Origin of the sequence: Streptomyces sp. NPDC015125 (assembly GCF_043080045.1) — a bacterium.
Taxonomy (GTDB): Bacteria; Actinomycetota; Actinomycetes; order Streptomycetales; family Streptomycetaceae; genus Streptomyces.
In genome coordinates, this window is record NZ_JBIBVF010000001.1 from 1,078,277 (window position 1) to 1,100,781 (window position 22,505).

Sequence of the window (22,505 nt, forward strand, 5' to 3'; positions counted from 1 at the left end):
CGGCCACGAGCGTGAACGAACGTTATCGCCAGCATCCCGTACCCAGCCGTTTCGTGACATCCGGGGAGGGGGAAATCACACCTGGGACACGTTCGCTACGCGCCGTGTTCCGCGCGTCGTGCCGCCCCGGCCGGGCGGATCCGTACGCGCGGGGCGGGCGCTCGGGGAGTCGCAGCCGGGCCACCGCGCCGCCGGGCGCGCATCAGGGCGGGTACGCCGCATGCCCGCCGTCGCTGCTCATGGCTTCCCACGAGGGCATACGGGGGTCGAAGCCGCCTCCCGCGTGCCGTTCGGGAGGTCGGCCATGCAGGCCCTGCCCTTTCTCTCCGCACCCCTTCTGTCCGCACCCTTTCTCGCCGCACACCGCCTCTCCGCTCCCTTTCTGTCCGCACCCCTTCTCTCCGCGCCCCTTCTCTCCGCGCCCCTGCTGCTCGCGCGCCTTTGCACCGCACCCTTCCAGCGCGCACGCCGGCTTCCCACCCGTGCCTCTTCCCTGCTCCTGCGCAGCACGGTCGTGGAACTGGCGGTCCTCGCCGGCCATCTCCTCCTCTACCCGACCGGCATCTCCCGGGAACGACCCGTGCCACCACCCGCACCGCACCCCGCCGCGGGGCCCCCGGAGGGACACCCGGCACCGGAGACCGTGCAGCCCGACCCCGGCGCGCCGTCGATGCTGCCGACCGAGGGCCGGGCCCATCCGCCGGTCCTCCTGCTCCACGGCTTCATCGACAACCGCTCCGTCTTCCTGCTGCTGCGCCGCTCGCTGCACCGGCACGGCTGGCGTCATGTCGAGGCGCTCAACTACTCCCCGCTGACCTGTGATCTCCGTAAGGCCGCCGAACTGCTGAGCCGCCATGTGGAGGAGGTGTGCGCGCGGACCGGTCATCGCCGGGTGGACATCGTGGGCCACAGCCTGGGCGGGCTCATCGCCCGCTATTACGTGCAGCGGCTCGGCGGCGACGCCCGCGTCCGTACGCTGATCACGCTCGGCACCCCGCACTCCGGCACCGGCATCGCCCCCCTGATGTCGGCGCACCCGATCGTCCGCCAGATGCGCCCCGATTCCGCGGTGATTACGGAGTTGTCGTTTCCGGCGCCGCATTGCCGGACGCACTTTGTCGCTTTCTGGAGCGAGGAAGACCGGGTGATGGTCCCCGCCACGACGGCCAGAATCAATCATCCGGATTTGCATGCGGACAATGTGCATGTCGCCGGTGTCGGACATCTCGCGCTACCGGTCAACGGCACCGTCGCCGCCGGCATACGCGAGGCACTGACCTCGGCGGAGAGCGCGGAGGGGGCCGCGGACGTCATTTCGGTGGCCTGACCCCGACCGGTGATGACGGCCTGACTACCGTCCCGCGCGACGCGGAAACGGCGCCGCAGTGGCCGCCTGATCTTGACGTTGTGTCGAACAGGCATCGAACGGGGCGCCAAGAGCTCGCATGGGGACTGCCGAAAGGCGGCCAAATGCCCGGTCTCGCCGAGCCCAAAACCTGTTGAAGATTGTCGCCGCCGCGTACCGCCGGGTACAGTCACCGCTAATTCTCCTGCTGCCGAGGCGAAAGAGAAGTTGGTGAACGACCGTCACCCATCGGGGGCTCAGCTCCCGACCGGATCCGCTTCCGACGCCTCGTATGCGCACTATCCGGCCTACGACTCCTACGGGCAGCAGCACCCCCCGTCAGGCAACGCCGAATACGGCGACGGCGACCCGCTCTTCGGCTCGCTTCCCGGCTCGTACGAGACCGGTATGTACGACACCGGTACTTACGACACCGGCAGCTATGACACCGGGACGTACGACACCGGCACCCACAGCGCAGGCGCCTACGGGATGAGTGCCTACGGCACGGGCACCTTCCACACCGGCACTTTCCACACCGGCGCGTACGACACGGGTGCGTACGCAGCGGGCGACGGCTACGCCACCGGCTCGTACGACACCGGCGGCTATGCCTCGACGCAGTGGGACACCGGCGCCTACGAGGCCGGCGCCTACGACAGCGGCGCCTACGCCGCCGCCGACCCGCACTCGGCCGCCGCGGGCTACGACCCCTATGCGCACACCTCGTACGAGACCCCGGCGCAGGACCCGGCCGCGTACGCGTCTCCCGCCTACGACACGGCGGCCGCATACGAGAACGCCGCATACGAAGCCACGGCCTACGGGCACGGCGGGTACGACACCGGGAGCTACCCCACCGGCACGTATGACACCGGGAGTTACGCCACCGGCGCATACGAGACCTCCGGCGTATACGAGGCCTCCGGCGGCTTCGGGACCGCCGGCCGGCAGGCCACCGCCCTCCAGGAAACCGCGCTCGAAGAGACCGCCCGCCAGGAGACCGCGAGCTACGAGGCCACGGCGATCTGGCCGACCACGGACCGGAACCTGATCGCCGGCATCCCGGCCCAGGCCGGCCCGCCCCCGACCGACACCGTCCACTGGGACACCACCGTTTGGGGCGAAACCCCGCACTTCGACACCGGTCGGCCCGCCACCGGTCAGGGCGACACCGGGCAGCTCGACGTCCATCAGCTCGACACCGGGCAGCTCGACGTGAGCCAGCTCGACACCCAGCAGTTTGCCGCCCAGCAGTTTGCCGCCGACGGCTTCGAGACCGACGTTTTCGAGGCCGGCCGGCCCGAGACCCACGGCGGCTCCCCCGGTGCGGGCGGTCGCTCCGACGGCGGCACCGACACCGGCGATGCCGCTGCCGTGGCGGACGCCATGACGCAGGCCATGCCGGTCACCGCCGCGGCCCCCACCGCGCGGCGGGTCGCCGGGCCGGACGCCGGAAAGGCCGTCCGTGGCCGCGGCCGGAAGCGCCCGGTGAAGCGGTCGGCACTGCTGACCGTCGCCGTCCCCTCGGTCGCCGCCATGGGCGTGTGCGCCGTGGCCGCCGCGTCCGTCACCGGATTCACCGGGGACGACAAGAGCGAGGCGACCGCCCAGGCCGCGCCCGACGCGGGCGCCGTCAAACCGTCCGCGGCCAACAACAAGCTCGACACCCAGCTCGCCGGGCTCAGCGCCAGCGCCGACGACTTCCGCGACCGGGCCAGCCGCACCCAGGAGCGGATCGACCTCAAGGAGCGCCAGGCAGAGGCGCGGGTGCGCAAGGCGAAGGAGGCGGCGCGCAAAGAGGCCATGCGCCCCAAGTTCGTCCTGCCGGTCACCCAGCACGGGCTGAGCGCCACCTTCGGCCAGGCCGGGGTGAACTGGATGTCCGTGCACACCGGCATCGACTTCCCGGTCAGCTACGGCACCCCCGTGATGTCCGCCACCGACGGCACCATCCGCACCCAGTGGAACTCCGCCTACGGGAATATGGCGATCGTGACCGCGCCCGACGGCACCGAGACGTGGTACTGCCATCTGAGCAGCACCAAGATCCGATCCGGGTCGGTCAAGGCCGGTGAGCAGATTGCCTATTCGGGTAATTCCGGCAACTCCACGGGACCGCATCTGCACTTCGAGGTGCGCCCCGGCGGCGGCGCGGCGGTCGACCCGCAGCCGTGGCTGCGCGATCACGGCCTCAACCCGAACTGAAGCGCGGCCTCCACCCGCACCGACCGCGTTCCACCGTGCCGCCGTGCCGCCGTTCTCCCGTGCTGCCGTTCCGCCGGGTGACGATCCCCGTCACCCGGCCCGCGCGGCTCCCCGTTACAGCTTCTCCACCGGCGCATACCGCAGCAGCAGCCGCTTCGGCTTCTCGCCGCCGAAGTCGATGGTCGCCTCGGCGTTGTCGCCGCTGCCCTTGACGCCGACGACCGTGCCGAGCCCGAAGCTGTCGTGGGTGACCCGGTCGCCGATGGTCAGCGGGACGACCGGACGGTCGCCGGCGCGACGGGTCGCGAAGCCGCTCGGGCCCTTGGCGCGCGCCGACGAGAACGTGGAGCCGAAGCCGCCTCCTCCGCCGCCGCCTGCCGACATGCCGCCCATCGACGCGGACGGCGTCGCCGGGCCCGTACGCTTCCACTCCAGGTAGTCGACCGGGATCTCCTCCAGGAACCTGGAGGGCGGGTTGTACGAGGGCTGCCCCCAGGCGCTGCGCATCGTCGAGCGGGTGACGTAGAGCCGCTCGCGGGCGCGGGTGATGCCGACGTAGGCGAGGCGTCGCTCCTCCTCCAACTCCTTGGTCTGGCCCAGCGAGCGCATATGCGGGAAGACGCCGTCCTCCAGGCCGGTCAGGAAGACGGTCGGGAATTCCAGGCCCTTGGCGGTGTGCAGCGTCATGAGGGTGATCACGCCGCTGCCCTCCTCGTCCTCGTCCGGGATCTGGTCGGAGTCGGCGACCAGCGCGACCTGCTCCAGGAAGTCGGAGAGCGTGCCGGGGCCCGGGGCGGCAGCCCCCGATGTCGCAGCTTCGCCGCGGTCCTGCTCGAACTCCAGGGCCACGGCGGCGAGTTCCTGGAGGTTCTCGATCCGGGTCTCGTCCTGCGGGTCGGTGGAGGCCTGGAGTTCGGCGAGGTAGCCCGTGCGCTCCAGGACCGCTTCCAGGATCGTGGCGGGGCCGGCACCGGACTCGACGATGGTGCGCAGCTCCTCCATGAGGACGTTGAAGCGCTTGACGGCGTTGGCGGAGCGGGCCGCCATGCCGTACGCCTCGTCGACCCGGCTCAGCGCCTGCGGGAAGGTGATCTTCTCGCGCAGCGACAGGGCGTCGATCATCGCCTCGGCGCGGTCGCCGATGCCGCGCTTGGGGACGTTCAGGATGCGGCGGAGCGGGACGGTGTCCTCGGGGTTGCTGAGCACCCGCAGATAGGCGAGGACATCGCGGACCTCCTTGCGCTCGTAGAAACGCACCCCTCCGACGACCTTGTAGGGCAGCCCGACCCGGATGAAGATCTCTTCGAAGACCCGGGACTGGGCGTTGGTGCGGTAGAACACCGCGACGTCGCCGGCCTTGGCGTCACCGGCGTCGGTCAGCCGGTCGATCTCGTCGGCGACGAACTGCGCCTCGTCGTGCTCGGTGTCGGCGACATAGCCGGTGATCTTGGGGCCGGCGCCGGCGTCCGTCCAGAGGTTCTTGGGGCGGCGGTTCTCGTTGCGTTCGATGACGGCATTGGCGGCGGACAGGATCGTCTGCGAGGAGCGGTAGTTCTGCTCCAGCAGGATCGTGGTCGCGTCCGGGTAGTCCTCCTCGAACTGGAGGATGTTGCGGATCGTGGCGCCGCGGAAGGCGTAGATCGACTGGTCGGCGTCACCGACGACGCACAGCTCGGCGGCGGATTCGGCGGGGCCGACCAGCTCGCGGACGAGGGTGTACTGGGCGTGGTTGGTGTCCTGGTACTCGTCGACGAGGACGTGGCGGAAGCGGCGGCGGTAGTGCTCGGCGACATCCGGGAAGGCCTGGAGCAGATTGACCGTCGTCATGATGATGTCGTCGAAGTCCAGGGCGTTGGCCTCGCGCAGCCGGGCCTGGTACATGGCATACGCCTCGGCCAAGGTCTTCTCGAAACCATCGGCAGCCGTCCCTGCGAAGGTCTCCTCGTCGATGAGCTCGTTCTTGAGGTTGGAGATCTTCGCGCTGAAGGACTTGGGCGGGTAGCGCTTGGGGTCCAGGTCCAGATCGCGGCAGACCAGGGCCATCAGGCGCTTGGAGTCGGCGGCGTCGTAGATCGAGAAGGAGGAGGTGAAGCCCAGCTTCTTGGACTCGCGGCGCAGGATGCGGACGCAGGCGCTGTGGAAGGTGGAGACCCACATGGCGTTGGCGCGCGGGCCGACGAGCTCCTCGACGCGCTCCTTCATCTCGCCGGCGGCCTTGTTCGTGAACGTGATCGCGAGGATCTGGCCGGGGTGGACATGGCGCTCGGCGAGCAGATGCGCGATGCGGTGGGTCAGCACCCGGGTCTTGCCGGAGCCGGCACCGGCGACGATCAGCAGCGGGCCGCCGGTGTGCACCACGGCGGCCTTCTGCTCGTCGTTGAGCCCCTCCAGCAGCGTCGCCGGGTCGAGGGCGGGACGGGCGGCGCCGTCGCGGTAGTACGCCTCTCTGGGCGGAGGCGCGTCGAACTTCCCGCCGAAGAGGTCGGCGGGGATCTCCTCCGGGGCCGGGCCGTGCTCGTCCTCGGGAGGGGGAGGGTGCTCCTCCTCTCCCTTGTGGCCGAGGTCCGCCAGGAAGCTGTCGTCAAAGAGGCTGCTCATCGCCCACCGAGTCTAGGCCGCCGCACTGACAGCCCGCGGCCCAGTAGCCGATCGCGGCCCGCTTTCGGAGCGGCCGTGGCACCGCGGCAGGTCAGGGGGCCGGGGTCGGCACAGATCGGTCGGCGGCTCGTCTACCCGAATCAGACATCTGCCACAACAACCCCCGCATCGCGTTCAGGTCACAAAAAGGTTTCGGGCATATCGAACATCAGCCTTCACAGGAGCCACACGAGTTGGCTAACGTCCTCGCTCAGGCAGCCCGCCTCCCCGTGGACGACAGCGTCCGCACGGGCCGCCCACGCCGAGTCCGGCCCTGCCTCAGGCACCCGGAGCCGGGGACCCACCAGCACCACCGGGGTGAATCGATCCGGACAGCCGTCGCCAGCGGACATCCGGACCGTAGGGCAAGCCTTCCGTCAGCGACACCGCCCGAACCCGACAGCTAACCCGGTAGGCGGTCCACGGAAGGAGTCGCCGGCCTTGGCGTCGCATCGCAAGCCGCGCACCAGCATTCTCACCTCACCCGGAGGACGCCGTACGGCGGTCGGGCTCACCACCGCCGCCCTCGCCTCGGCCACGCTGCTCTCGCAGTCCGCCGACGCGGCCCCCCGGGCGCCCAAGCCCAGCATCGAAGAGGTCAAGCAGAAGGTCGACGGCCTCTACCACCAGGCCGAGGTGGCCACCCAGAAGTACAACGCCGCCAAGGAGCACGCCGACGACCAGCGCGACCGCGTCGACGGGCTGCTCGACGCCGCTGCCGAGCGGGCCGAGAAGATGAACGAGGCCCGGCGGCGGCTGGGCACCTTCGCCGCGGCGCAGTACCGCAGCGGCGGCATGAACCCGACGGCACAGCTGATGCTCGCCAAGGACCCGCAGCAGTTCTTCGACCGCAGCCACCTCATGGAGCGGCTGACCGGGCGACAGAAGGAGGCTGTCTCCGACTACCAGGAGCAGCAGGCCGCGGCCGCCCGGCAGCGGGCGGAGGCCACCCACGACCTGGAGCGGCTGCAGACGTCGCAGGCCGCGCTCAAGGAGTCCAAGCAGTCCGTCCAGCAGAAGCTGGCCGAGGCCCGGCAGCTGCTGTCCGAGCTGACCGCACAGGAGAAGGCGCGGCTGGCGGAACTGGAGCGCCAGAAGGAGGCGGCGGCCAAGCGCAAGGCCGAGGAGGAGGCCCGCAAGCAGCAGGAGCGCGAGCGCCAGCGGCAGCACGACGGGGGCGGCCCGTCCGGCGGTCAGACCGGTGGCGGCGCCGACAACGGCGGCTCGACCGGCGGTTCGTCCTCCGCCCAGGCCGGGAAGGCGCTCGCCTTCGCCCGCTCCCAGATGGGCAAGCCGTACGTATGGGGCGCGACCGGACCCAGCTCCTACGACTGCTCGGGGCTGACCCAGGCGGCGTGGAAGGCGGCCGGCGTCACACTGCCGCGGACCACCTGGGACCAGGTCAAGACCGGCCAGCGGGTCGCCACCAAGGACCTCAAGCCCGGTGACCTGGTCTTCTTCTATGACGACATCAGCCATGTGGGCATGTACATAGGCGGCGGCAAGATGATCCACGCCCCGCACCCGGGCGCCAACGTCCGGGAGGAGTCGATCTACTACATGCCGATCTACGGGAGCGTCCGCCCGGGCTGAGGCCCGGCCCCCGCTCCCCCGTCGGACCACCCCCCACGGCCACCCCCCACACGCCACCGCGCGGCCGTCGCCTCCGGACGAGGAGTGCGATGACCGCGCGGTGTGCCGTGGAGGAGCCTGTGCGCCGCCGCCCGAAGCCCTGTTTCCGGGGAGCCCGCCGTTCCGCTCAGGTCCAGAGCACGGCGATGAAGATGTTGGCCACCGTCAGCGCACCGACCGCACCGAAGAGCGGCGGGGCGATCTTCTCCTCGTCCCGCTTGACGTAGACCAGCGCCAGGATGACCACCAGAACGGCCATCTTGATGGCGAGCTTGACGGTGTTGAGGCTGTGACCCTCGGCCTGGTTGAGGCCGACCAGCACGATGCCGGTGACCAGCATCGTCAGCGCGCCGTGCAGCATCGCCGGCACAAAGCGGGCGGTGCCCGCGCCCATCGCCTTCATCTGGGTCAGAAAGCCGCCCAGCAGGGAGGCGATGCCGATGATGTGCAGGCCGACGAAGAGATTGATTACTACGTCCATAGTGCTGGATCGTAGCCGCCGCATAGCACGGCCCTTCCGGCAGGGCGCCCACAATCGCCGCTTCGGTCAGGCCGGGCCCGGTCCCGGCCGTGCGGCCGTGGCGGCATGGTCACCCGCGCGCCGACCGCGGTCGAAAGCGAACAATCCCGGGCAAGCGGACTCATCACCGTGACACCCAGGCTTAGCGTCCTCCTCCAGGCGGTCGACTCCCCGCCCTCGCCGGCCTCCCACCGGCGTCCTGTCGGCCGCCCCGCCGTGAGGTGCGGCGGTGGTCCGTTCCCTCGTGACGGACCGCCGCCGGGCCCACGGGCACCAAGGGAAGGAAGTGACGGCCACCGTGGCCTCGCACCGCAAGCCCCGGCAGCATCCGCTCGCCGCGCTCACCGGCGGCTCACGCAGCGCACGCACCGCCCGCACGGCCGCCACCCTGGCCCTGGCCGGTGCCGCCACCGCCACCGGCTTCACTCCGGCGGAAGGCGCCCCCGTCGCCGCTGTTGTCGACGGCACCGGCCAGGCCGCGCACCGGCTCACCCCCGACCGGGTCAAAGACCGGGTCAACGCGCTGTACCAGGAGGCAGAGGTGGCCACGCAGAGCTACAACGGCGCGAAGGAAGCCGCCGGCGCCGCACGCGAGGAGCTGAGCCGGCTGCAGGACGAGGCGGCCCGCAGAACCGCGGAACTGAACGCCGCCCGCAGCGAACTGGGCACCCTGGCCGCGAGCCAGTACCGCTCCGGCGGCGTCGACCCGACCGTACGGCTGCTGCTGTCCGCGGACCCGCAGCGCTATCTGGACGGCGCCGCGGTCCTGGAGCGTACGGGCAGCCACCAGGCGACCGCGGTGGCCGGATACGCGCGCCGGCTCGGCAGCGTACGGCAGGTCCAGCGGCGGGCCGAGGACACTGCGGAGCGGCTGGCGGGCACCGAGGCGGCGCTGAAGAAGCACCGGGTCACGGTCGTCCACAAGCTGGGCGCCGCCGAGCAGTTGCTGAACCGGCTCACCGCGGAGCAACGGCAGCGGATGGCGGGCCGTGGCGGTGCGCACGGCGGCGCCGGCCGGGGCCCCGCGGACCGCGGGACGGGGTACGGGGACGGTCTCCCCGGCACGGTCCCCGCCGGTCCGGGAGCCGCCGCGGCCGCGGCGCAGGCCCCCGACCCCCGGGCCGCGCGGGCCGTCGCCTTCGCCTACGCCGCCCTCGGCAAGCCGTACGTCTGGGGTGCGACGGGCCCCTCCGGCTTCGACTGCTCGGGGCTGACCCAGGCCGCCTGGAAGTCGGGCGGGGTGTCGCTGCCCCGTACGACCTACACCCAGATCAGCTCCGGACCGCGCATCGACAGGTCCCGACTCGCCCCCGGTGACCTGGTGTTCTTCTACTCCGGCATCAGCCATGTGGGGCTCTACATCGGCGACGGCAAGATGATCCATGCGCCGCATCCGGGGGCGCCGGTGCGGATCGCGCCGATCGACCAGATGCCGTTCGCGGCGGCGACCCGGCCGGCGTAGGGCCGGTCTTCGAAGTCCCGCCTGCCCGGCGGCTCCCCCGGCCGGGCGCGCCGTGCGCTCGCTCACGCCCTGAGCTGCGTCCCCAGCCAGCGGAAGACCTGCGGCACCTGGCGCTCCCACACCTTCATGGTGTGGCCGCCGGCGCCCGACGAGATCTGGTGGACGTTCACCGTCGTCGGATACCTCGCGAACTGCCGCAGACCGAGGCCGGCTTGGTAGCCGTCGCCCGCCGCGCCCGACACGTACAGGGCCGTACGCGGCGGCTTCCCTGCCGCGTTGGCGGACTTCAGGAGGTGCATCGGGTTGGTCTCGATGCGCAGCTTGGGGTCCTTGCCGGCCAGCGAGTCACGTTCGAGCGCCGGGTCGTTGTAGCCGGACATGGCGACCGCGGCGCGGTAGCGGTCCGGGTGGGACAGGGCGAGCTTGGCGGCGCAGTGTGCACCCGCCGAGTAGCCGGCCAGGGCCCAGGAGTCCGGTGTGCTGCCGGCCCGGAAGTTGTCGACGATCATCTTGCGGACATCGACGGTCAGCCAGCTGTCGGCGTTGACCTTCCCGGGGATGTTGACGCAGCCGGTGTCGGCGCCGGGGAAGACGTCGGTCCGCGGTGACACCAGGATGACCGGCTTGACCTGGCCGTTTTGCATCATCGGCCGGAGCTGCTCGGCCACCCGCAGGGAGCCCAGCCAGGTCTTCGCCGAGCCCGGGTAGCCGGGCAGCAGCTCGACCACCGGGAACTTCTTGTTCCGGTAGGCCGGGTCGTTGTACTGCGGTGGCAGCCATACGTAGACCTCGCCCTGCACGCCCGAGATCCGGCCCTTGAGTTCGGTCATCTGCACGCCCGGGCCCACCTTGGGGTCGTCGGCCGGGCGGAACTGCTGGAGCTGCTTGGGCTCGTTCTTGATCTGCCGGCCGCCCATGCCGTCGGGGCCGAGGTTCCGGGCCTCCTCGATATGGCTGCCGGTGCCGAGCAGATCGCCCCAGGTGTCGTAGAGATTGTTGGCGTTGTTGACCAGGACGAAGACCACGGTGATGGCCGTGACCTGGGCGAACAGCAGCATCAGCAGCCGGCCGAGGCCGCGCAGCAGGGGCGGCCCGGCTATCCGGCCCCACAGGGCGAGCGGCAGCACAAAGGCGACGATCAACAGCAGGATCGAGGTGAGGAAGAAGGGCGTGCCCGTCAGGCTCATCGGGATCTCGTTTCCAGGACAACTGCGCGAAGGACGTGGGGATGGTTCCGGCCCCGCCTTCGGCAGTGAGCCTCTCCGCGCCCTTAGATGGTGATCCGCGTGGTCCTGGTTGCCCTTCTTTGGTCGTTCTTTACGACCACGCTCCCCGGCGGCCCGTCAGCGGGCGCGGGACGGCGGTGCAGGTCAGACCAGCCGCCGGGCCGCCGCCCAGCGGGTCAGCTCATGGCGGTTGGAGAGCTGCAGCTTGCGCAGCACCGCCGAGACATGGGATTCCACGGTCTTCACGGAGATGAAGAGCTGCTTGGCGATTTCCTTGTACGCATAGCCGCGGGCGATCAGCCGCAGGACCTCGCGCTCGCGCTGGGTGAGGCGGTCCAGGTCCTCGTCGACCGGCGGGGCATCCGTGGAGGCGAAGGCGTCCAGGACGAAGCCGGCCAGCCGCGGGGAGAACACCGCATCGCCGTCGGAGACCCGGAAGATCGCGTTGACCAGGTCCGTGCCGGTGATGGTCTTGGTGACATAACCGCGGGCGCCGCCGCGGATGACGCCGATGACGTCCTCGGCCGCGTCGGAGACGGAGAGCGCGAGGAAGCGGACCGGGCGCTCCGCGTCGGCCATCATCGCGGCGCTACGGCGCAGCACCTCGACACCGCCGCCCCCGGGGAGATGGACGTCCAGCAGGACGACCTCGGGGCGGGTGGCCGTGATGACCGTGATCGCCTGGTCGACGTCGGCCGCCTCACCGACCACCTCGACGCCGGTGCGCCCGGTGTCGCCGATCTCGGCCTGGACGCCCGTACGGAACATCCGGTGGTCGTCGACCAGCACGACCCGTACGGTCCGACCCTCGGCCGCGCCGCCGCCGGTCTCGCCCTGCTGTGCGCCCTCGCTGCTCATCTGTTCCGCCCGTCCCTCGATGTCTGCCCCGCCATCATCCCGTGCTCCGTCCCGCGGTGTCGCCACCGGCTGCCGCTCGTCCGGCCCGCTCATGTGCCGCCCTCCGTCGCCGGGCGCTCCATCTCCAGTTCGACGACCGTGCCGCCCTCGGGGGCCGAACGCAGCCGGGCCGTGCCGCCATTGCGCTCCATACGGCCGATGATGGACTCCCGTACGCCCATCCGGTCCTCGGGGACCGCGTCCAGGTCGAATCCGGGTCCGCGGTCGCGCACCGAGACGAAGACCGTACGGCCCTCGACCTCGGCGAACACCTGCACCGCGCCGCCCTCGCCACCGTACTTGGCGGCGTTGACCATCGCCTCGCGTGCGGCCTGTATCTGGGCGCCGAGCGTTTCGTCCAGCGGACAGTCGCCGACGATCACGACTTCGATGGGGACGCCGTGGGCGTCCTCCACCTCGGCAGCGGACGCACGGACCGCCTCCGCCAGGGTGGTTGGTTCCTCGTCCTCCTCCTTGCCGCGGCCCTCGGGTTTGTAGAGCCAGGCGCGCAGCTCCCGCTCCTGGGCGCGGGCCAGCCGCGCCACCTCCCTGGGGTCCTCGGCGTTGCGCTGGATCAGGGTGAGGGTGTGCAGGACGGAGTCATGGACATGGGCGGCCACTTCGGCGCGTTCCTGGGCGCGGATGCGCATCAACCGCTCCGCGGAGAGCTCCTGGGTGATCCGCACGAGATAGGGACCCCCCAGCAGCGCGATGCCGACGACGACGGCGAGCGAGGCCTGCAGCACCGAGCCGAGATGGCGCACCGAGCCCTGCAGCACGACGATGCCGGTCACCCCGACGCCGACCAGCAGCACACCGGCCGCGCCGCGCAGCACCGGCAGCACGCCCTTGCGGCGGCCGAGCTCAAGCCACTGCGCCCGGCGGGAGTTGTCCGCCTGGCGCCACACCAGGGCGACACCGGCACCGATCAGCAGCACCGGCCAGACATAGCCCTTGGCCTGGCCCAGCTGAAATCTGGAGGCGACGATCGCGGTGCCGATGAGCAGCGCGATCAGTGCGAAGACCTGGCCCTTGTCGGGCTTGTGCCGGCGCAGCGGCCGTTTCCCGCCGACCCCTGCGGGGTGCCGGCGGTCCACGCCGCCGACGCCCAGCGGGACGAAGAACCAGAACGCGGCGTACAGCACGGCGCCCATGCCGTCGGCCAGGAACAGGGCCACGAACACGATCCGTACCCAGGAGACCGGCAGCCCGAGATGCCCCGCCAGACCGCGCGCGACACCACCGAGCAGCCGCCCGTCGGCGCTGCGGTACAGCCTGCGCACGGGCGGTTCAGCGGGGTCCGGCGCCGGGGCGTAGCTCGTCTCGGCACGGGGCGGAACGGTGGTCATGTCCCCGATCGTCACACGGCGCCGGGGCCCGGGGCATCAGGGTCGACCCTGAACCCGTCCCTGACGTTTCTCCCCCTCGCCGCTCCCGACCGTTGCTCCGCTCGCCGCCTCAGCTCTTCGGGTCGGTCCGGCGGAAGCCGTCCTTCACCACCGAGAAGACCTTCTCGTACTTCGTCCAGTCGGCTTGCGGTGCGGAGACATAGAGCGCGTATTCCTTGCCGCCCTCGCGACCGAACCCGAGGTCCATCGCCCGGAAGGTGCGGGCCCGGCCTCCGAAGGTGAACTCCCAGATCGCGGCGGGATCGCCCTGGTAGGTCGTGGGCTGCATCCGCAGCTGCGAGTAGATGGGGTACTTCTTCTTGAAGAAGGCCTCGACGTCCCTGAAGTGCTGCACCTGATCGGGCGAGGAGAAGTCCAGAACGCTCAGGGTCAGCTGGGCGCGCTCGGTGTCCGTCGCCTCGGTGAGCCCCGAGGCGTAGACGATCTGCCGGCCGCCGTCATTGACAATGCGCCTCCACCCCTTGGGTACCGGGAGGGTCACGCCGAGCGCGGACTCCTTTGCCGTCCGGAAGCCGTCGGGGAGGGGCGGCGGCGGCCCGATGCTGTGGTCCGGGGCCTTGGGAACGGATGGTGCGCCCTTGTCGGAGGCGCTTTGGGTCACAGCGGAGTCGTCACGGTTCATCAGGTACCAGGCCGCGCCGGCACCGCCCCCGGCGAACAGCACCCCGGTGACGCTCCAGACCACGGCCACTGCGGCACGCCGCTTACGGGGGGCCTTTCCGTCGGACAGCGCTTCCGTACGGTCCCCGTCGGCCCGCCCGGCGCCGCCCCCGTCCGGGAGAGCCATGGGGCCGGTCACGCCGCCGAGGTCCGTACCCGAGCCGGTGCCGGTACCCGAGCCCGTGTCCGAACGCATGCCCGTGGCCGTGCCCGCCGTCCCGGTTCCGGTACCGGTACCGGTGCCCGTACCGGTTCCGCTTCCGGTGCCCGTCCCGGTTCCGGTCCCGGTGCGGTCCGACGTGTCTCCCGTCGCGCCCGTGTGCGGCACCTGACGCGTCGGTGCCTCCGTCTGCCCGCCCGGCGTGGCCGGTTCCGGCGCACCGCGTCCGACGGTGCCCAGCGCCAGCGTCGGCCAGCCGTGCAGCGCCGTCTCCGCCTCGGCCTCGACGGCCCGCAGCGCCTGCTCGACGACCTCGGCCGTCGGGCGGTCGGCCGGCTCCTTGGCGAGCAGCGCCTCGATCAGCGGGCTCAGCGACCCTGCGTTGCGCGGCGCGTCGAGCGGGTCCATGGCGATCGCGTACGCCGTCTCGACCGCGGTGTCCTTCCGGAACGGGGGCCTCCCCTCGACCGCTTGATAGAGCGTCGCGCCCAGCGCCCACAGGTCGGAGGCGGGCCCCGGGCTGCCGCTTCTGACCCGCTCGGGCGCCAAGTAGTCGATGGAGCCCACCAGCTCACCCGTCTTGGTGAGCGTGGACGTACCACTGGCGACCGCGATGCCGAAGTCGGTGAGCACGACCCGGCCGTCCTCACCGAGCAGCACATTGCCCGGCTTGACGTCACGGTGCAGCACACCGGCGGAGTGTGCGGCCCGCAGCGCCGCCACCATGCCGCGTCCGATACGGGCGGCCTCGCGCGGGGTGACCGAACTCTCTTGGCGGGCCGCTTCCTTGATGACATCGCCGAGCGTCAACGAGGGGACGTACTCCATGACGATGCACGGCATCCCGGCATCGTCCACGACGTCGTGCACCCCCACCACATTGGGGTGGTTGATGCGTGCAGCGGCCTGCGCCTCGCGGGTGGTGCGCTCATGGCGCCTCGCCAGTTCGTCCGCATCCAGATGCGGCGCCACATGCAGACGCTTGACCGCGACTTGACGCCCAAGGACCTCGTCGCGGGCCCGCCAGACGGTACCCATACCGCCTTGGCCTATCCGCTCAACCAGGCGATACCGCCCGGCGACCAGTCGCCCCTTGTCCACCGACGCCGCCTCCGTCACCGCACGCCCCTCCGGAAACCCGTACGTATTCAGGGGGCAACGATAGTCGCCCGTGCCGGTGGAAAGCCCGCCCCCCACCGCCCGTCCGCACCCGTGTTCCGGCTGGGCCCGAGGGGCCGGGGGCATATGCGCAGGCACGAGGGGTTTCGGGACCCCCCAGGGGCATATCGGGGGTCGTCATCGAGGATCTCAGGGATCTGCCAGGGTTTCCACTGATGCCGGAAGCACGTGGCGCTTGTCACCATGGGTCCATGAACGATGCAGCCCCCGTCGAGGAGTCGGCGCCCTCCGGCCCCGTCGGCCCCACCCCGCCGCATGCCCCGCTGCGCCGCAGCCGGCGGCACAAGGTGATCGGCGGGGTGTGCGGCGGGCTGGGCCGTCAGTGGGATCTCGACCCGGTGATTTTCCGGATCGTGCTCGCCGTGCTCTGCGTCGGCGGTCTCGGCCTCATCGCCTACGGCTTCGCCTGGCTGCTCATCCCCCTCGACGGGGAGGACGAGAACGAGGGCCGCAGGCTGCTCTCCGGCCGGGTCGAGGGTTCAGCGCTGACGGCCCTGCTCTTCGCGCTGGTCGGCTGCGGACTGTTCCTGACGACTCTCGCCAAGGGCAGCATGATGTCGTTCGCCATCATGCTGACGCTGGCGGCGGCAGGTTCCGCCTACTGGTCCCGGCGGCGCCGGGAGGTGGAGACCAAGGGCCCGGAGTCGGTGGACGCCGCCACCGCCCAGGCCGTCGCCGATGCCCCGCCCGAGACCACGGCGCCCCCGGTGCCGGACAGTCCGTCCTGGTGGCGCAACCAGCGCTCCAGGGAGGCGGGTGGCCCGCGCTATCTGTGGGGGCCCGAGAACACCCCGCTTCCGCTGGACATCACCTACCGCCCCGAGCACGGCGCGGGCGCGCCGACTGCCGACCGGCCCCGCTCCTGGTCCGACGCCGGCAGTCCGCCCGGCCCGCCCCCGCACGGCGCACCGCCCGCCCCCGCCCCGCGGCGAACTCGCCGCAGCGGCCGCCCGATCGGCGGCTGGACATTCCTGCTCGCACTGCTCGCCGGAGGCGCCACGGCCCTCGCCGTCTCCCGCCAGGACGGCTTCGCGCCCTCCCTCCAGGCAGGGCTGGCCGGTGCGCTGGTCGTCTTCGGCCTGGGGCTCGTCCTCAGCACCTGGTGCGGCCGGACGGGCGGCGGCACGGTCTTCATGGTGGTGTGTACGGCCGTACTGCTGGCGGCCGCGACGGCACTGCCCGACAACCTCACCACCGACTGGCAGAAGCGCACCTGGACCCCCACCGCCCTCGGCTCGGTCCGTCCGCACTACGAGGTCGGTTCGGGGGAAGGGAGGTTGGACCTCGGTGCCCTGCCCCTCAAGGACGGCCGTACGGTCCACACCAGCGCGCGGGTGGGCTTCGGCCGCCTCCAAGTGACGCTGCCGCAAGGTGTCACCACCCGGCTCCATATCTCCCTCGGCCTGGGCGACATCCAGTTGCCCGGTGAATCGCCGCATGAAGTGGACCTCTCCGCGGGAGGCGAACAACGGACCATCACGCTGCCCGCCGACGGCCTCAAGAAGGGCGAGAAGCCGCGCGGCTCGCTCGATCTCGACCTCGAACTCGGCGCGGGCCAGGTCGCCATCGAGCGCGCGACGCCCGCTTCCCGCACGTCGGCACCCGCCCCGTCGGCACCCTCACCGTCGACGCAGATCCTGTCGACACCCTCACCATCGGCACCCGCGCCGTCGGAGCCCACCCCCTGGGCCTCCGCACCGCCGGTCCCCGTACGGCCGACCGCCCCGACCCCCGAGGGAGCCCCCGAGTGAAACGTCATCGCTTCGAACCGGCTCGCCTGATCGCGGGCCTCACCGCCCTCGCCATCGGCTCGGGCTACGGTCTCGACGCCCTCGGCGTCTGGCAGGCCCCCGGCCTCTGGCTCTTCCTCGCCCTGCCCGCCGGCCTGGCCCTCTCCGGCATCACCGCCGCCGTCCGGTCCACGACCCGCCGCGACACCCCGCCCACCGACCCGCCACCCCTGCCACACTCCTGACGGCACCGGTGACGCCACCCCGGACCGCCCCACGCCGCCGGGGAACGAAGGCCCGCCCCGGGGGGCTTACGAGGTGCCGTCAACTCGCCGCCCGGACAACTGCGCCTCCGCCCGGAAAACTGCACCTCCGGCCGGAAAAATGCGCCACAAGCCGGACAACTGCGTCTCGCTAGCCGAACAGCTGCGTCCCGTGCCGCTTGCGGCGATGCGCCCAGGCCGCGTCCAGGGAGAACCTCGGGGTGCCGGCCAGTACGAGCGGGACCCAGGCCATCAGATAGGCCAGGTCGTTGCCGTAGTAGTACGGAGTGGTCGCCCAGCTCACGGTGAGCCACAGGGACAGCGAAATCAGCGCACCGCCCAGCGCCGCCAGCCGCCCCAGCAGGCCCACGAGGGTCCCGAGGCCCACCGCGAGTTCACCCGCCGCGATGGCATAGCCGAAGCCCACCGGACTCTGCTGTGCGAGGTCCACGAGCTGCGGCAGCGCCGCCGCGTCATGGACCTGGCGCAGCGTTTCACCGATCGACCCCGCACCACCGGCCGCCAGGAACGCCCGGTCCATCAGCTTGTCGATGCCCGCATAGAGGAAGGTCGCCCCCAAAAACAGCCGCAACGGCAGCAGCGCATGGCGCGCCAGCCGCCCCCGCAACCCGGCGCCGGAGCCCTCAACGGCCACTCCTCCCAATTCGGCACCGATCGTGCGATTCGCGTGAACCATGACGTCCGCCTCTCCGTTGCCTCCGGGCGCAGACGATTGTGCCCCCGCCCGCGCCTCCTGGGGAGATACGTACGCACGTGCGCGAGAGGTTCAACGGACCGACGCACTTCGAACGGTTGCGGCACACAAAATCCTCACGCAACGGCGACCCGGCCGGAGCCGCACCGCCCGCGTCCCCAACCTCACAGGGCAATACACCTAGGGGGCCGTTTCACACTCCCCGGACCAGCCACATTCCGGACCAGCCACATTCCCCGGGCGAACCCGCCACACGTTCCGGACCTGCCCCCGGACCCGCCACATCCCCCGGACCTGCCATATCCCGGCCCCGCCACACCCCGGCTCCACCCACCGTGGCCCTCAGTCCAGCACGTCGACCGGGTAGCCGTTCGACTCCACACCCGCCGCCGTGATCACCCGGACCGTCACCCGGCCCGGCTCGACGTCGACCGGCACCGGGACGGTCAGCACCCCGTCCGTCGGATTGGCGAAGCCACCGGCCACCGGCACCAGGGGAACCGGGACATGGACATCACCGATCCGTACGACGGTCCGGGCGAGCCGGTCGGGTGTCCCGGCGCCCGGCGGAACGAAGCCGGCGCCACGGATCTCGATGTCGTCGCCGGTACGGACCGGTGCGGCGAGATCACCCAGCTCACGGGAGCGGACGACGGAGAGGATCACCGGGCGCCCGCCCGCCACCGCCTTCCCCCACAGATAGGTCGCCCCGGAGAGGGCGAGGAGCACCACCAGCCCCCAGGGAAGCTGCGGCAGGTGCCCCGGCTGCCCGGCCTGCCGCACCAGGGCGCACACCAGCACGGCCGCATTCACCAGGACGTACTGCACGTCCAGGAGGCTGCCCCGGCCCGCGTCGTCCGCCAGCAGGTCGGCGGCCCGCGGCCGCTCCGCGGGAACCTTCTGCAGCCGCCCCGACCGCACCCGCGCGGCCACCAGCCCGTACGCCAGCACGGCCACCCCGCACCCGATGGCGAGCGTCGTCAACAGGGCACCGGACCGGGCGAGTTCCAGGCCCTGGAGCAGCGCGCGCCGCTCCCCCGGCCCGGCGGCCGTCGCCAGGTGCACGGCCGTCGTCAGCACGGCGTACAGCACCGCGACCGCCCAGCCCGCCGCCACCGTCCGCGAGGTGGACAGCCGCCCGTCCTCGCCGATCAGCGGCGCCAGCGCCCCGCCGTGCGCCCGGTGCCACCAGGCGGCCGCCGTCAGCCCCAGTGCGAGGACGACCGCCGCGAGCAGCCCCGCCGTACGGGCCGCCGTCCAGCCACCGCCGATGGCGGTCAGCGCCTGCCCGAGCAGCAGCGCGATCACCGCGCCCCAGACGACGAGCAGGGTGCGCCACCGTACGGACGCCGGCCAGGCGGCCCCTTCGGCGGCGCCCCGCTTGGCCACCTCCCGCGCGGACAGCGTCAGTTCATCGGAGACCCACTGCCGGGCCGCACCGGCGGAGCGGGCGAGCCCGGCCGGCACGCCGCGCCCGGCGGCGAAGTCCTCGCGCAGCGCGATGAACGCGGCGACCGCCTGCCGGTGCCCCGCACGGGCGCCGTGCGGGCACCGCCCGCACTGGCACTCGCCACCGGTGGCGCGCTCCGCGCCGTCCCCCGGCTCGCCCGTTCCGGCCATCCTGCCCGCCGCCTCAACCGACACGTCCGTTACCGCCCGCCGCCGCTCGCCGCCAACTTGTTTTCCACAAAGGCGAATTGTGCCCCAGGTGGCCGGGGCGGATGTCAAACGTCCAGTTGGTGACGGGTGGCGGACGCAGCGGCGCGTTGACGTACGAGAAGTGGCGGCCCCGGCCGTCGCACGCGCCCCGATGGATCCGTACCGGTGTCCGCAGACTTGGCCCACTTTCCGCACACCTGACCGGTGGCCGGACCACGCGATCCCGGCGCTTCCCCTATTCGGGCGAACCGGGGCACGGCGACGGCTGAGCGGTCCACGCGCTGCGCAAGCTCTCGCCGTGTGCCAAATAGACGGAACTCATGGATCGCACCGCCGCGTTGACCTGGACAGACCACACGCCCGGGACAGCCCGACGGAACCGAACGGACCCCACGGACGCGGCGACCCCGGCGGAACACCACCCCGAGACCACACCCACCGGCGCCGGGCCCAGCACCGGGCCCAGCACCGGTCCCAGCACCGGTCCCAGCACCGGTCCCAGCACCGGGCCCAGCCCCGATCCCGGCACCGGGGCCGCCCCCCTCACCCCCCTCACCCCCTCGACCACATCCGGCGCCTGGGGGCCGCTCTTCTGGCCGCCGCCGCTTTCCTGCTCCTGACCGGTGCGGCCGCGCTGCTCGTCAGCGCGCCACCGGCAACCGCCCATGACCGCTACCACCGCCCGCCCGCCGGCGACAACTGCGCCTATGCGGGTACCGCGCCCCCCGTGGACGTACCGACCGGCTTCCCCATGCCCCGTCACTGGCACTTCCCCTGCACCGGGACCAAGCCCCCGCCCCCGCCCTCCCACAAACCGGCACCCCGTCCGCAGAGCCCGAAGCCCGCACCCCCACCGCCGCCCGCACCCAGACCCCGGCCGACACCGCCACCCCCGCCGCCTCCGCCCCCCACTCCCCGTGCCCGCCCCGCGGCCCCGCCGCCCGAGCCGACACACAAGCCCGAGCCCAAGCCCGAGCCGGTCGTCCGCCGCCCGGCGTCACCTCCGCCCGCCCTGCCCCGCAGCTATGCGCCGGTGTCCCACAAACCGCGCGCCGGGCGCTCCGTGGTGACCACGACCCTGCTGATCACCGCCCCGGCAGTCCTGGCCGGAGCCGCCCTCCGTCCCCGTTCGAGCTCCTCGTCCGGTTCCGCCGGGCGCCGTTCCTCGTAGGAGGTCTCCATGTCGCAATGGCTGGTGCTGACCCTCGCCATGGTCGCCGCCTGTGGCGTCGTCCTGACCATCACCGTCCTCAAGGAACGGCGGATCACCGAGGACGACGACCCGACCGAAACACCCGATGTGATCGAGTATCTGACGATGATGGTGGGAGTGGTGTACGCGATCGTGCTGGGCCTGGCCATCGCCGGAGTCTGGGAGGCCAGGAGCGCGGCCGAGGACACCGTACGGACCGAGGCACAGGCGCTGCACGAGGTCAGCGCACGGGCCCGGGCCTACCCCGCGCCGGTCCGGGACCGTATCCGCTCGGACGTCGACACCTATGTGTCCTACGTCGTGCACAAGGAATGGCCGGTCATGGCCGAGCGGGGGGAGCTGACCGGGCGCGGCACCGACCTGCTGACGAAGGTCCGGGCGGATGTCACCGACTACCACCCGCGCAACGACTTCGAAGGGCAGTCCTACCAGCCCCTCGTCGACCAGGTCGCGGTGGCCGACGGCGCCCGCTCCGCCCGTGCGGACGCAGCCGATTCGACGCTGCCGGGCGTGGTGTGGTTCGGGCTGATCATCGGCGGCGCCATTTCGATCGGCGTCATGTTCACCCTGCAGATCCGGCGTTCGGGGCGGGAGCTGCTGATGGCCGGGCTCTTCAGCGCCTTGATCGCCTTCCTGCTGTTCCTCGTCTGGGACTTCGACGCACCCTTCAGCCGGGGCATCGCCGCCACCGCCGCACCGTTCTTCGATCTGTTCCCGCATCCGTGAGACGGCGCCGGGCCTTGCGGGACGGCCATCCGTCCGGCAGGGCCCGGCCGGCTCGCCCCTCCGGAAGGAAGGCCCGGGTGGGCCGTCCGGTGGTTCGCGTGGACACGCACGGACGCGCGGACACAATCCGTAACCGGATGGATACAGTGCGCGCACATGGTCGATGTATCGACCTTCGCGTCGTCACGTCCTCAAGGAGAGATCTGTGGAACGAGAAGCCCGACACGGAGCAGTGACCCGGCCCAAGTCCAGGGCTCAACTTCACCTCGCGGACTGGCAGGCTGCCGGCCTGGAGGCCGGCAAGTTCTTCCCCGCCGCAGAAGCCGGCCTCACCGACCCGTACGCGCCGGACGACGTCCCCAACTTCGAGCCGCCCCCGGACGGCCGGATCGCCAGTGCAGGGAAGGACTTCGCCGCCAAGCTCGACGAGCCCGACGCGCAGCAGGACTGGCACAAGCACCAGACACCCGCCGGCCAGGCGCTGGAGATCACCTGGAACTACCACGCCCCGCACAAGACCCGCCGCTGGAACTACTTCCTCACCAAGAACGGCTGGGACCCGGGGGCGCGCCTGACGCGGGCGCAGTTCGACCTGGAGCCGATCGCCACGTACCAGAACAGCGGCCAGCCGTACTGGAGCGCCGACGACCTCCTCCCCGAGGACCCGACGATCCACCACATCACGCTGCCCGGTGACCGCAAGGGGTACCACGTGCTGTTGTCGGTGTGGGAGGTCGCCGACACCGGCAACGCCTTCTACCAGGTCATCGACCTCAACATCAGCTAGCTCGACGCGCAGTCCGGGCCCGGCACCGGCGCCCCGTCGCCTTCCTCGGCGACGGGGCGCCGCCACGGACCGGATGG

The 22,505-nt window shown here is 71.7% G+C and carries 17 protein-coding genes and 1 riboswitch; of the genes, 8 read left to right on the forward strand and 9 right to left on the reverse strand.

Annotated elements, in window-relative coordinates:
• Positions 1-304 precede the first annotated feature (304 nt).
• Positions 305-1,327 carry an esterase/lipase family protein gene (locus ACF088_RS04740; RefSeq protein ID WP_392373904.1) on the forward strand — a complete coding sequence of 341 codons (1,023 nt, stop codon included), beginning with the start codon at positions 305-307 and terminating at the stop codon, positions 1,325-1,327.
• A gap of 249 nt (positions 1,328-1,576) precedes the next feature.
• Positions 1,577-3,553, forward strand: a complete 1,977-nt coding sequence (locus ACF088_RS04745) for a peptidoglycan DD-metalloendopeptidase family protein (protein ID WP_392373905.1) — start codon at positions 1,577-1,579, stop codon at positions 3,551-3,553.
• Between the two features lie 114 nt (positions 3,554-3,667).
• On the opposite strand, the gene pcrA is transcribed toward ACF088_RS04745, so the two are convergent.
• Positions 3,668-6,151 (reverse strand): DNA helicase PcrA, encoded by a 2,484-nt coding sequence (gene pcrA, locus ACF088_RS04750; protein WP_392373906.1) that lies wholly within the window; start codon positions 6,149-6,151, stop codon positions 3,668-3,670.
• Between the two features lie 289 nt (positions 6,152-6,440).
• Positions 6,441-6,624, forward strand: a riboswitch (cyclic di-AMP (ydaO/yuaA leader).
• Between the two features lie 7 nt (positions 6,625-6,631).
• Here pcrA and ACF088_RS04755 point away from each other — a divergent pair.
• Positions 6,632-7,783 (forward strand): NlpC/P60 family protein, encoded by a 1,152-nt coding sequence (locus tag ACF088_RS04755; protein ID WP_392373907.1) that lies wholly within the window; start codon positions 6,632-6,634, stop codon positions 7,781-7,783.
• 166 nt (positions 7,784-7,949) lie between these two features.
• Here the strand turns inward: ACF088_RS04755 and ACF088_RS04760 are convergent, their stop codons facing one another.
• Entirely contained in the window at positions 7,950-8,303 is a 354-nt protein-coding gene (locus ACF088_RS04760) for a hypothetical protein (RefSeq protein ID WP_392373908.1), read from the reverse strand.
• 325 nt (positions 8,304-8,628) lie between these two features.
• Here ACF088_RS04760 and ACF088_RS04765 point away from each other — a divergent pair, with 325 nt between their 5' ends.
• Positions 8,629-9,804 (forward strand): NlpC/P60 family protein, encoded by a 1,176-nt coding sequence (locus ACF088_RS04765; protein ID WP_392373909.1) that lies wholly within the window; start codon positions 8,629-8,631, stop codon positions 9,802-9,804.
• Between the two features lie 62 nt (positions 9,805-9,866).
• Here ACF088_RS04765 and ACF088_RS04770 read toward each other — a convergent pair whose 3' ends face one another.
• The 4 genes from ACF088_RS04770 to ACF088_RS04785 all read right to left on the reverse strand — a co-directional run bounded on the left by ACF088_RS04770 (position 9,867) and on the right by ACF088_RS04785 (position 15,275).
• Positions 9,867-10,991: an alpha/beta hydrolase gene (locus tag ACF088_RS04770; protein WP_392373910.1), complete on the reverse strand. Its 1,125-nt coding sequence runs from the start codon at positions 10,989-10,991 to the stop codon at positions 9,867-9,869.
• A gap of 183 nt (positions 10,992-11,174) precedes the next feature.
• Complete coding sequence (locus tag ACF088_RS04775; protein WP_392374001.1) at positions 11,175-11,888, reverse strand: LuxR C-terminal-related transcriptional regulator; 714 nt, start codon at positions 11,886-11,888, stop codon at positions 11,175-11,177.
• An 89-nt stretch (positions 11,889-11,977) separates the two neighbouring features.
• The gene (locus tag ACF088_RS04780) at positions 11,978-13,276 is read right to left on the reverse strand and encodes a PspC domain-containing protein (protein ID WP_392373911.1); all 1,299 of its coding nucleotides are present in this window, start codon (positions 13,274-13,276) and stop codon (positions 11,978-11,980) included.
• Positions 13,277-13,385: 109 nt separating this feature from the next.
• A complete protein-coding gene (locus ACF088_RS04785; protein ID WP_392373912.1) occupies positions 13,386-15,275 on the reverse strand; it encodes a serine/threonine-protein kinase in 1,890 nt (629 codons plus the stop codon).
• A 251-nt stretch (positions 15,276-15,526) separates the two neighbouring features.
• Here ACF088_RS04785 and ACF088_RS04790 point away from each other — a divergent pair, with 251 nt between their 5' ends.
• Together ACF088_RS04790 and ACF088_RS04795 are read left to right on the forward strand one after the other, a co-directional pair.
• Positions 15,527-17,086 carry a PspC domain-containing protein gene (locus ACF088_RS04790; protein ID WP_392373913.1) on the forward strand — a complete coding sequence of 520 codons (1,560 nt, stop codon included), beginning with the start codon at positions 15,527-15,529 and terminating at the stop codon, positions 17,084-17,086.
• Positions 17,083-17,310, forward strand: a complete 228-nt coding sequence (locus tag ACF088_RS04795; protein ID WP_392373914.1) for a hypothetical protein — start codon at positions 17,083-17,085, stop codon at positions 17,308-17,310. The genes ACF088_RS04790 and ACF088_RS04795 overlap by 4 nt, the downstream gene beginning before the upstream one ends.
• Positions 17,311-17,479: 169 nt before the next feature.
• Here ACF088_RS04795 and ACF088_RS04800 read toward each other — a convergent pair whose 3' ends face one another.
• From ACF088_RS04800 to ACF088_RS04810, 3 genes are all read right to left on the reverse strand, one after another.
• A complete protein-coding gene (locus ACF088_RS04800) occupies positions 17,480-18,025 on the reverse strand; it encodes a TQO small subunit DoxD (protein WP_392373915.1) in 546 nt (181 codons plus the stop codon).
• A gap of 360 nt (positions 18,026-18,385) precedes the next feature.
• Positions 18,386-19,663 (reverse strand): hypothetical protein, encoded by a 1,278-nt coding sequence (locus ACF088_RS04805; RefSeq protein ID WP_392373916.1) that lies wholly within the window; start codon positions 19,661-19,663, stop codon positions 18,386-18,388.
• 1,062 nt (positions 19,664-20,725) lie between these two features.
• Positions 20,726-20,884, reverse strand: a complete 159-nt coding sequence (locus ACF088_RS04810; RefSeq protein WP_392373917.1) for a hypothetical protein — start codon at positions 20,882-20,884, stop codon at positions 20,726-20,728.
• Here ACF088_RS04810 and ACF088_RS04815 point away from each other — a divergent pair.
• Positions 20,883-21,641 (forward strand): hypothetical protein, encoded by a 759-nt coding sequence (locus ACF088_RS04815; RefSeq protein WP_392373918.1) that lies wholly within the window; start codon positions 20,883-20,885, stop codon positions 21,639-21,641. The two genes, ACF088_RS04810 and ACF088_RS04815, sit on opposite strands and share 2 nt — an antisense overlap.
• 205 nt (positions 21,642-21,846) lie before the next feature.
• Positions 21,847-22,428 carry a lytic polysaccharide monooxygenase auxiliary activity family 9 protein gene (locus ACF088_RS04820; RefSeq protein ID WP_392373919.1) on the forward strand — a complete coding sequence of 194 codons (582 nt, stop codon included), beginning with the start codon at positions 21,847-21,849 and terminating at the stop codon, positions 22,426-22,428.
• Positions 22,429-22,505: the final 77 nt, after the last annotated feature.

Bases quoted from the DNA above. Each gene is read 5' to 3' on its own strand.
- ACF088_RS04740 (WP_392373904.1), top strand. From the start codon at position 305: ATGCAGGCCCTGCCCTTTCTCTCCGCACCCCTTCTGTCCGCACCCTTT.
- pcrA (WP_392373906.1), bottom strand. From the start codon at position 6,151: ATGAGCAGCCTCTTTGACGACAGCTTCCTGGCGGACCTCGGCCACAAG.
- ACF088_RS04760 (WP_392373908.1), bottom strand. From the start codon at position 8,303: ATGGACGTAGTAATCAATCTCTTCGTCGGCCTGCACATCATCGGCATC.
- ACF088_RS04770 (WP_392373910.1), bottom strand. From the start codon at position 10,991: ATGAGCCTGACGGGCACGCCCTTCTTCCTCACCTCGATCCTGCTGTTG.
- ACF088_RS04775 (WP_392374001.1), bottom strand. From the start codon at position 11,888: ATGAGCAGCGAGGGCGCACAGCAGGGCGAGACCGGCGGCGGCGCGGCC.
- ACF088_RS04780 (WP_392373911.1), bottom strand. From the start codon at position 13,276: ATGACCACCGTTCCGCCCCGTGCCGAGACGAGCTACGCCCCGGCGCCG.
- ACF088_RS04790 (WP_392373913.1), top strand. From the start codon at position 15,527: ATGAACGATGCAGCCCCCGTCGAGGAGTCGGCGCCCTCCGGCCCCGTC.
- ACF088_RS04800 (WP_392373915.1), bottom strand. From the start codon at position 18,025: ATGGTTCACGCGAATCGCACGATCGGTGCCGAATTGGGAGGAGTGGCC.
- ACF088_RS04805 (WP_392373916.1), bottom strand. From the start codon at position 19,663: ATGGCCGGAACGGGCGAGCCGGGGGACGGCGCGGAGCGCGCCACCGGT.
- ACF088_RS04815 (WP_392373918.1), top strand. From the start codon at position 20,883: ATGTCGCAATGGCTGGTGCTGACCCTCGCCATGGTCGCCGCCTGTGGC.
- ACF088_RS04810 (WP_392373917.1), bottom strand. From the start codon at position 20,884: ATGGAGACCTCCTACGAGGAACGGCGCCCGGCGGAACCGGACGAGGAG.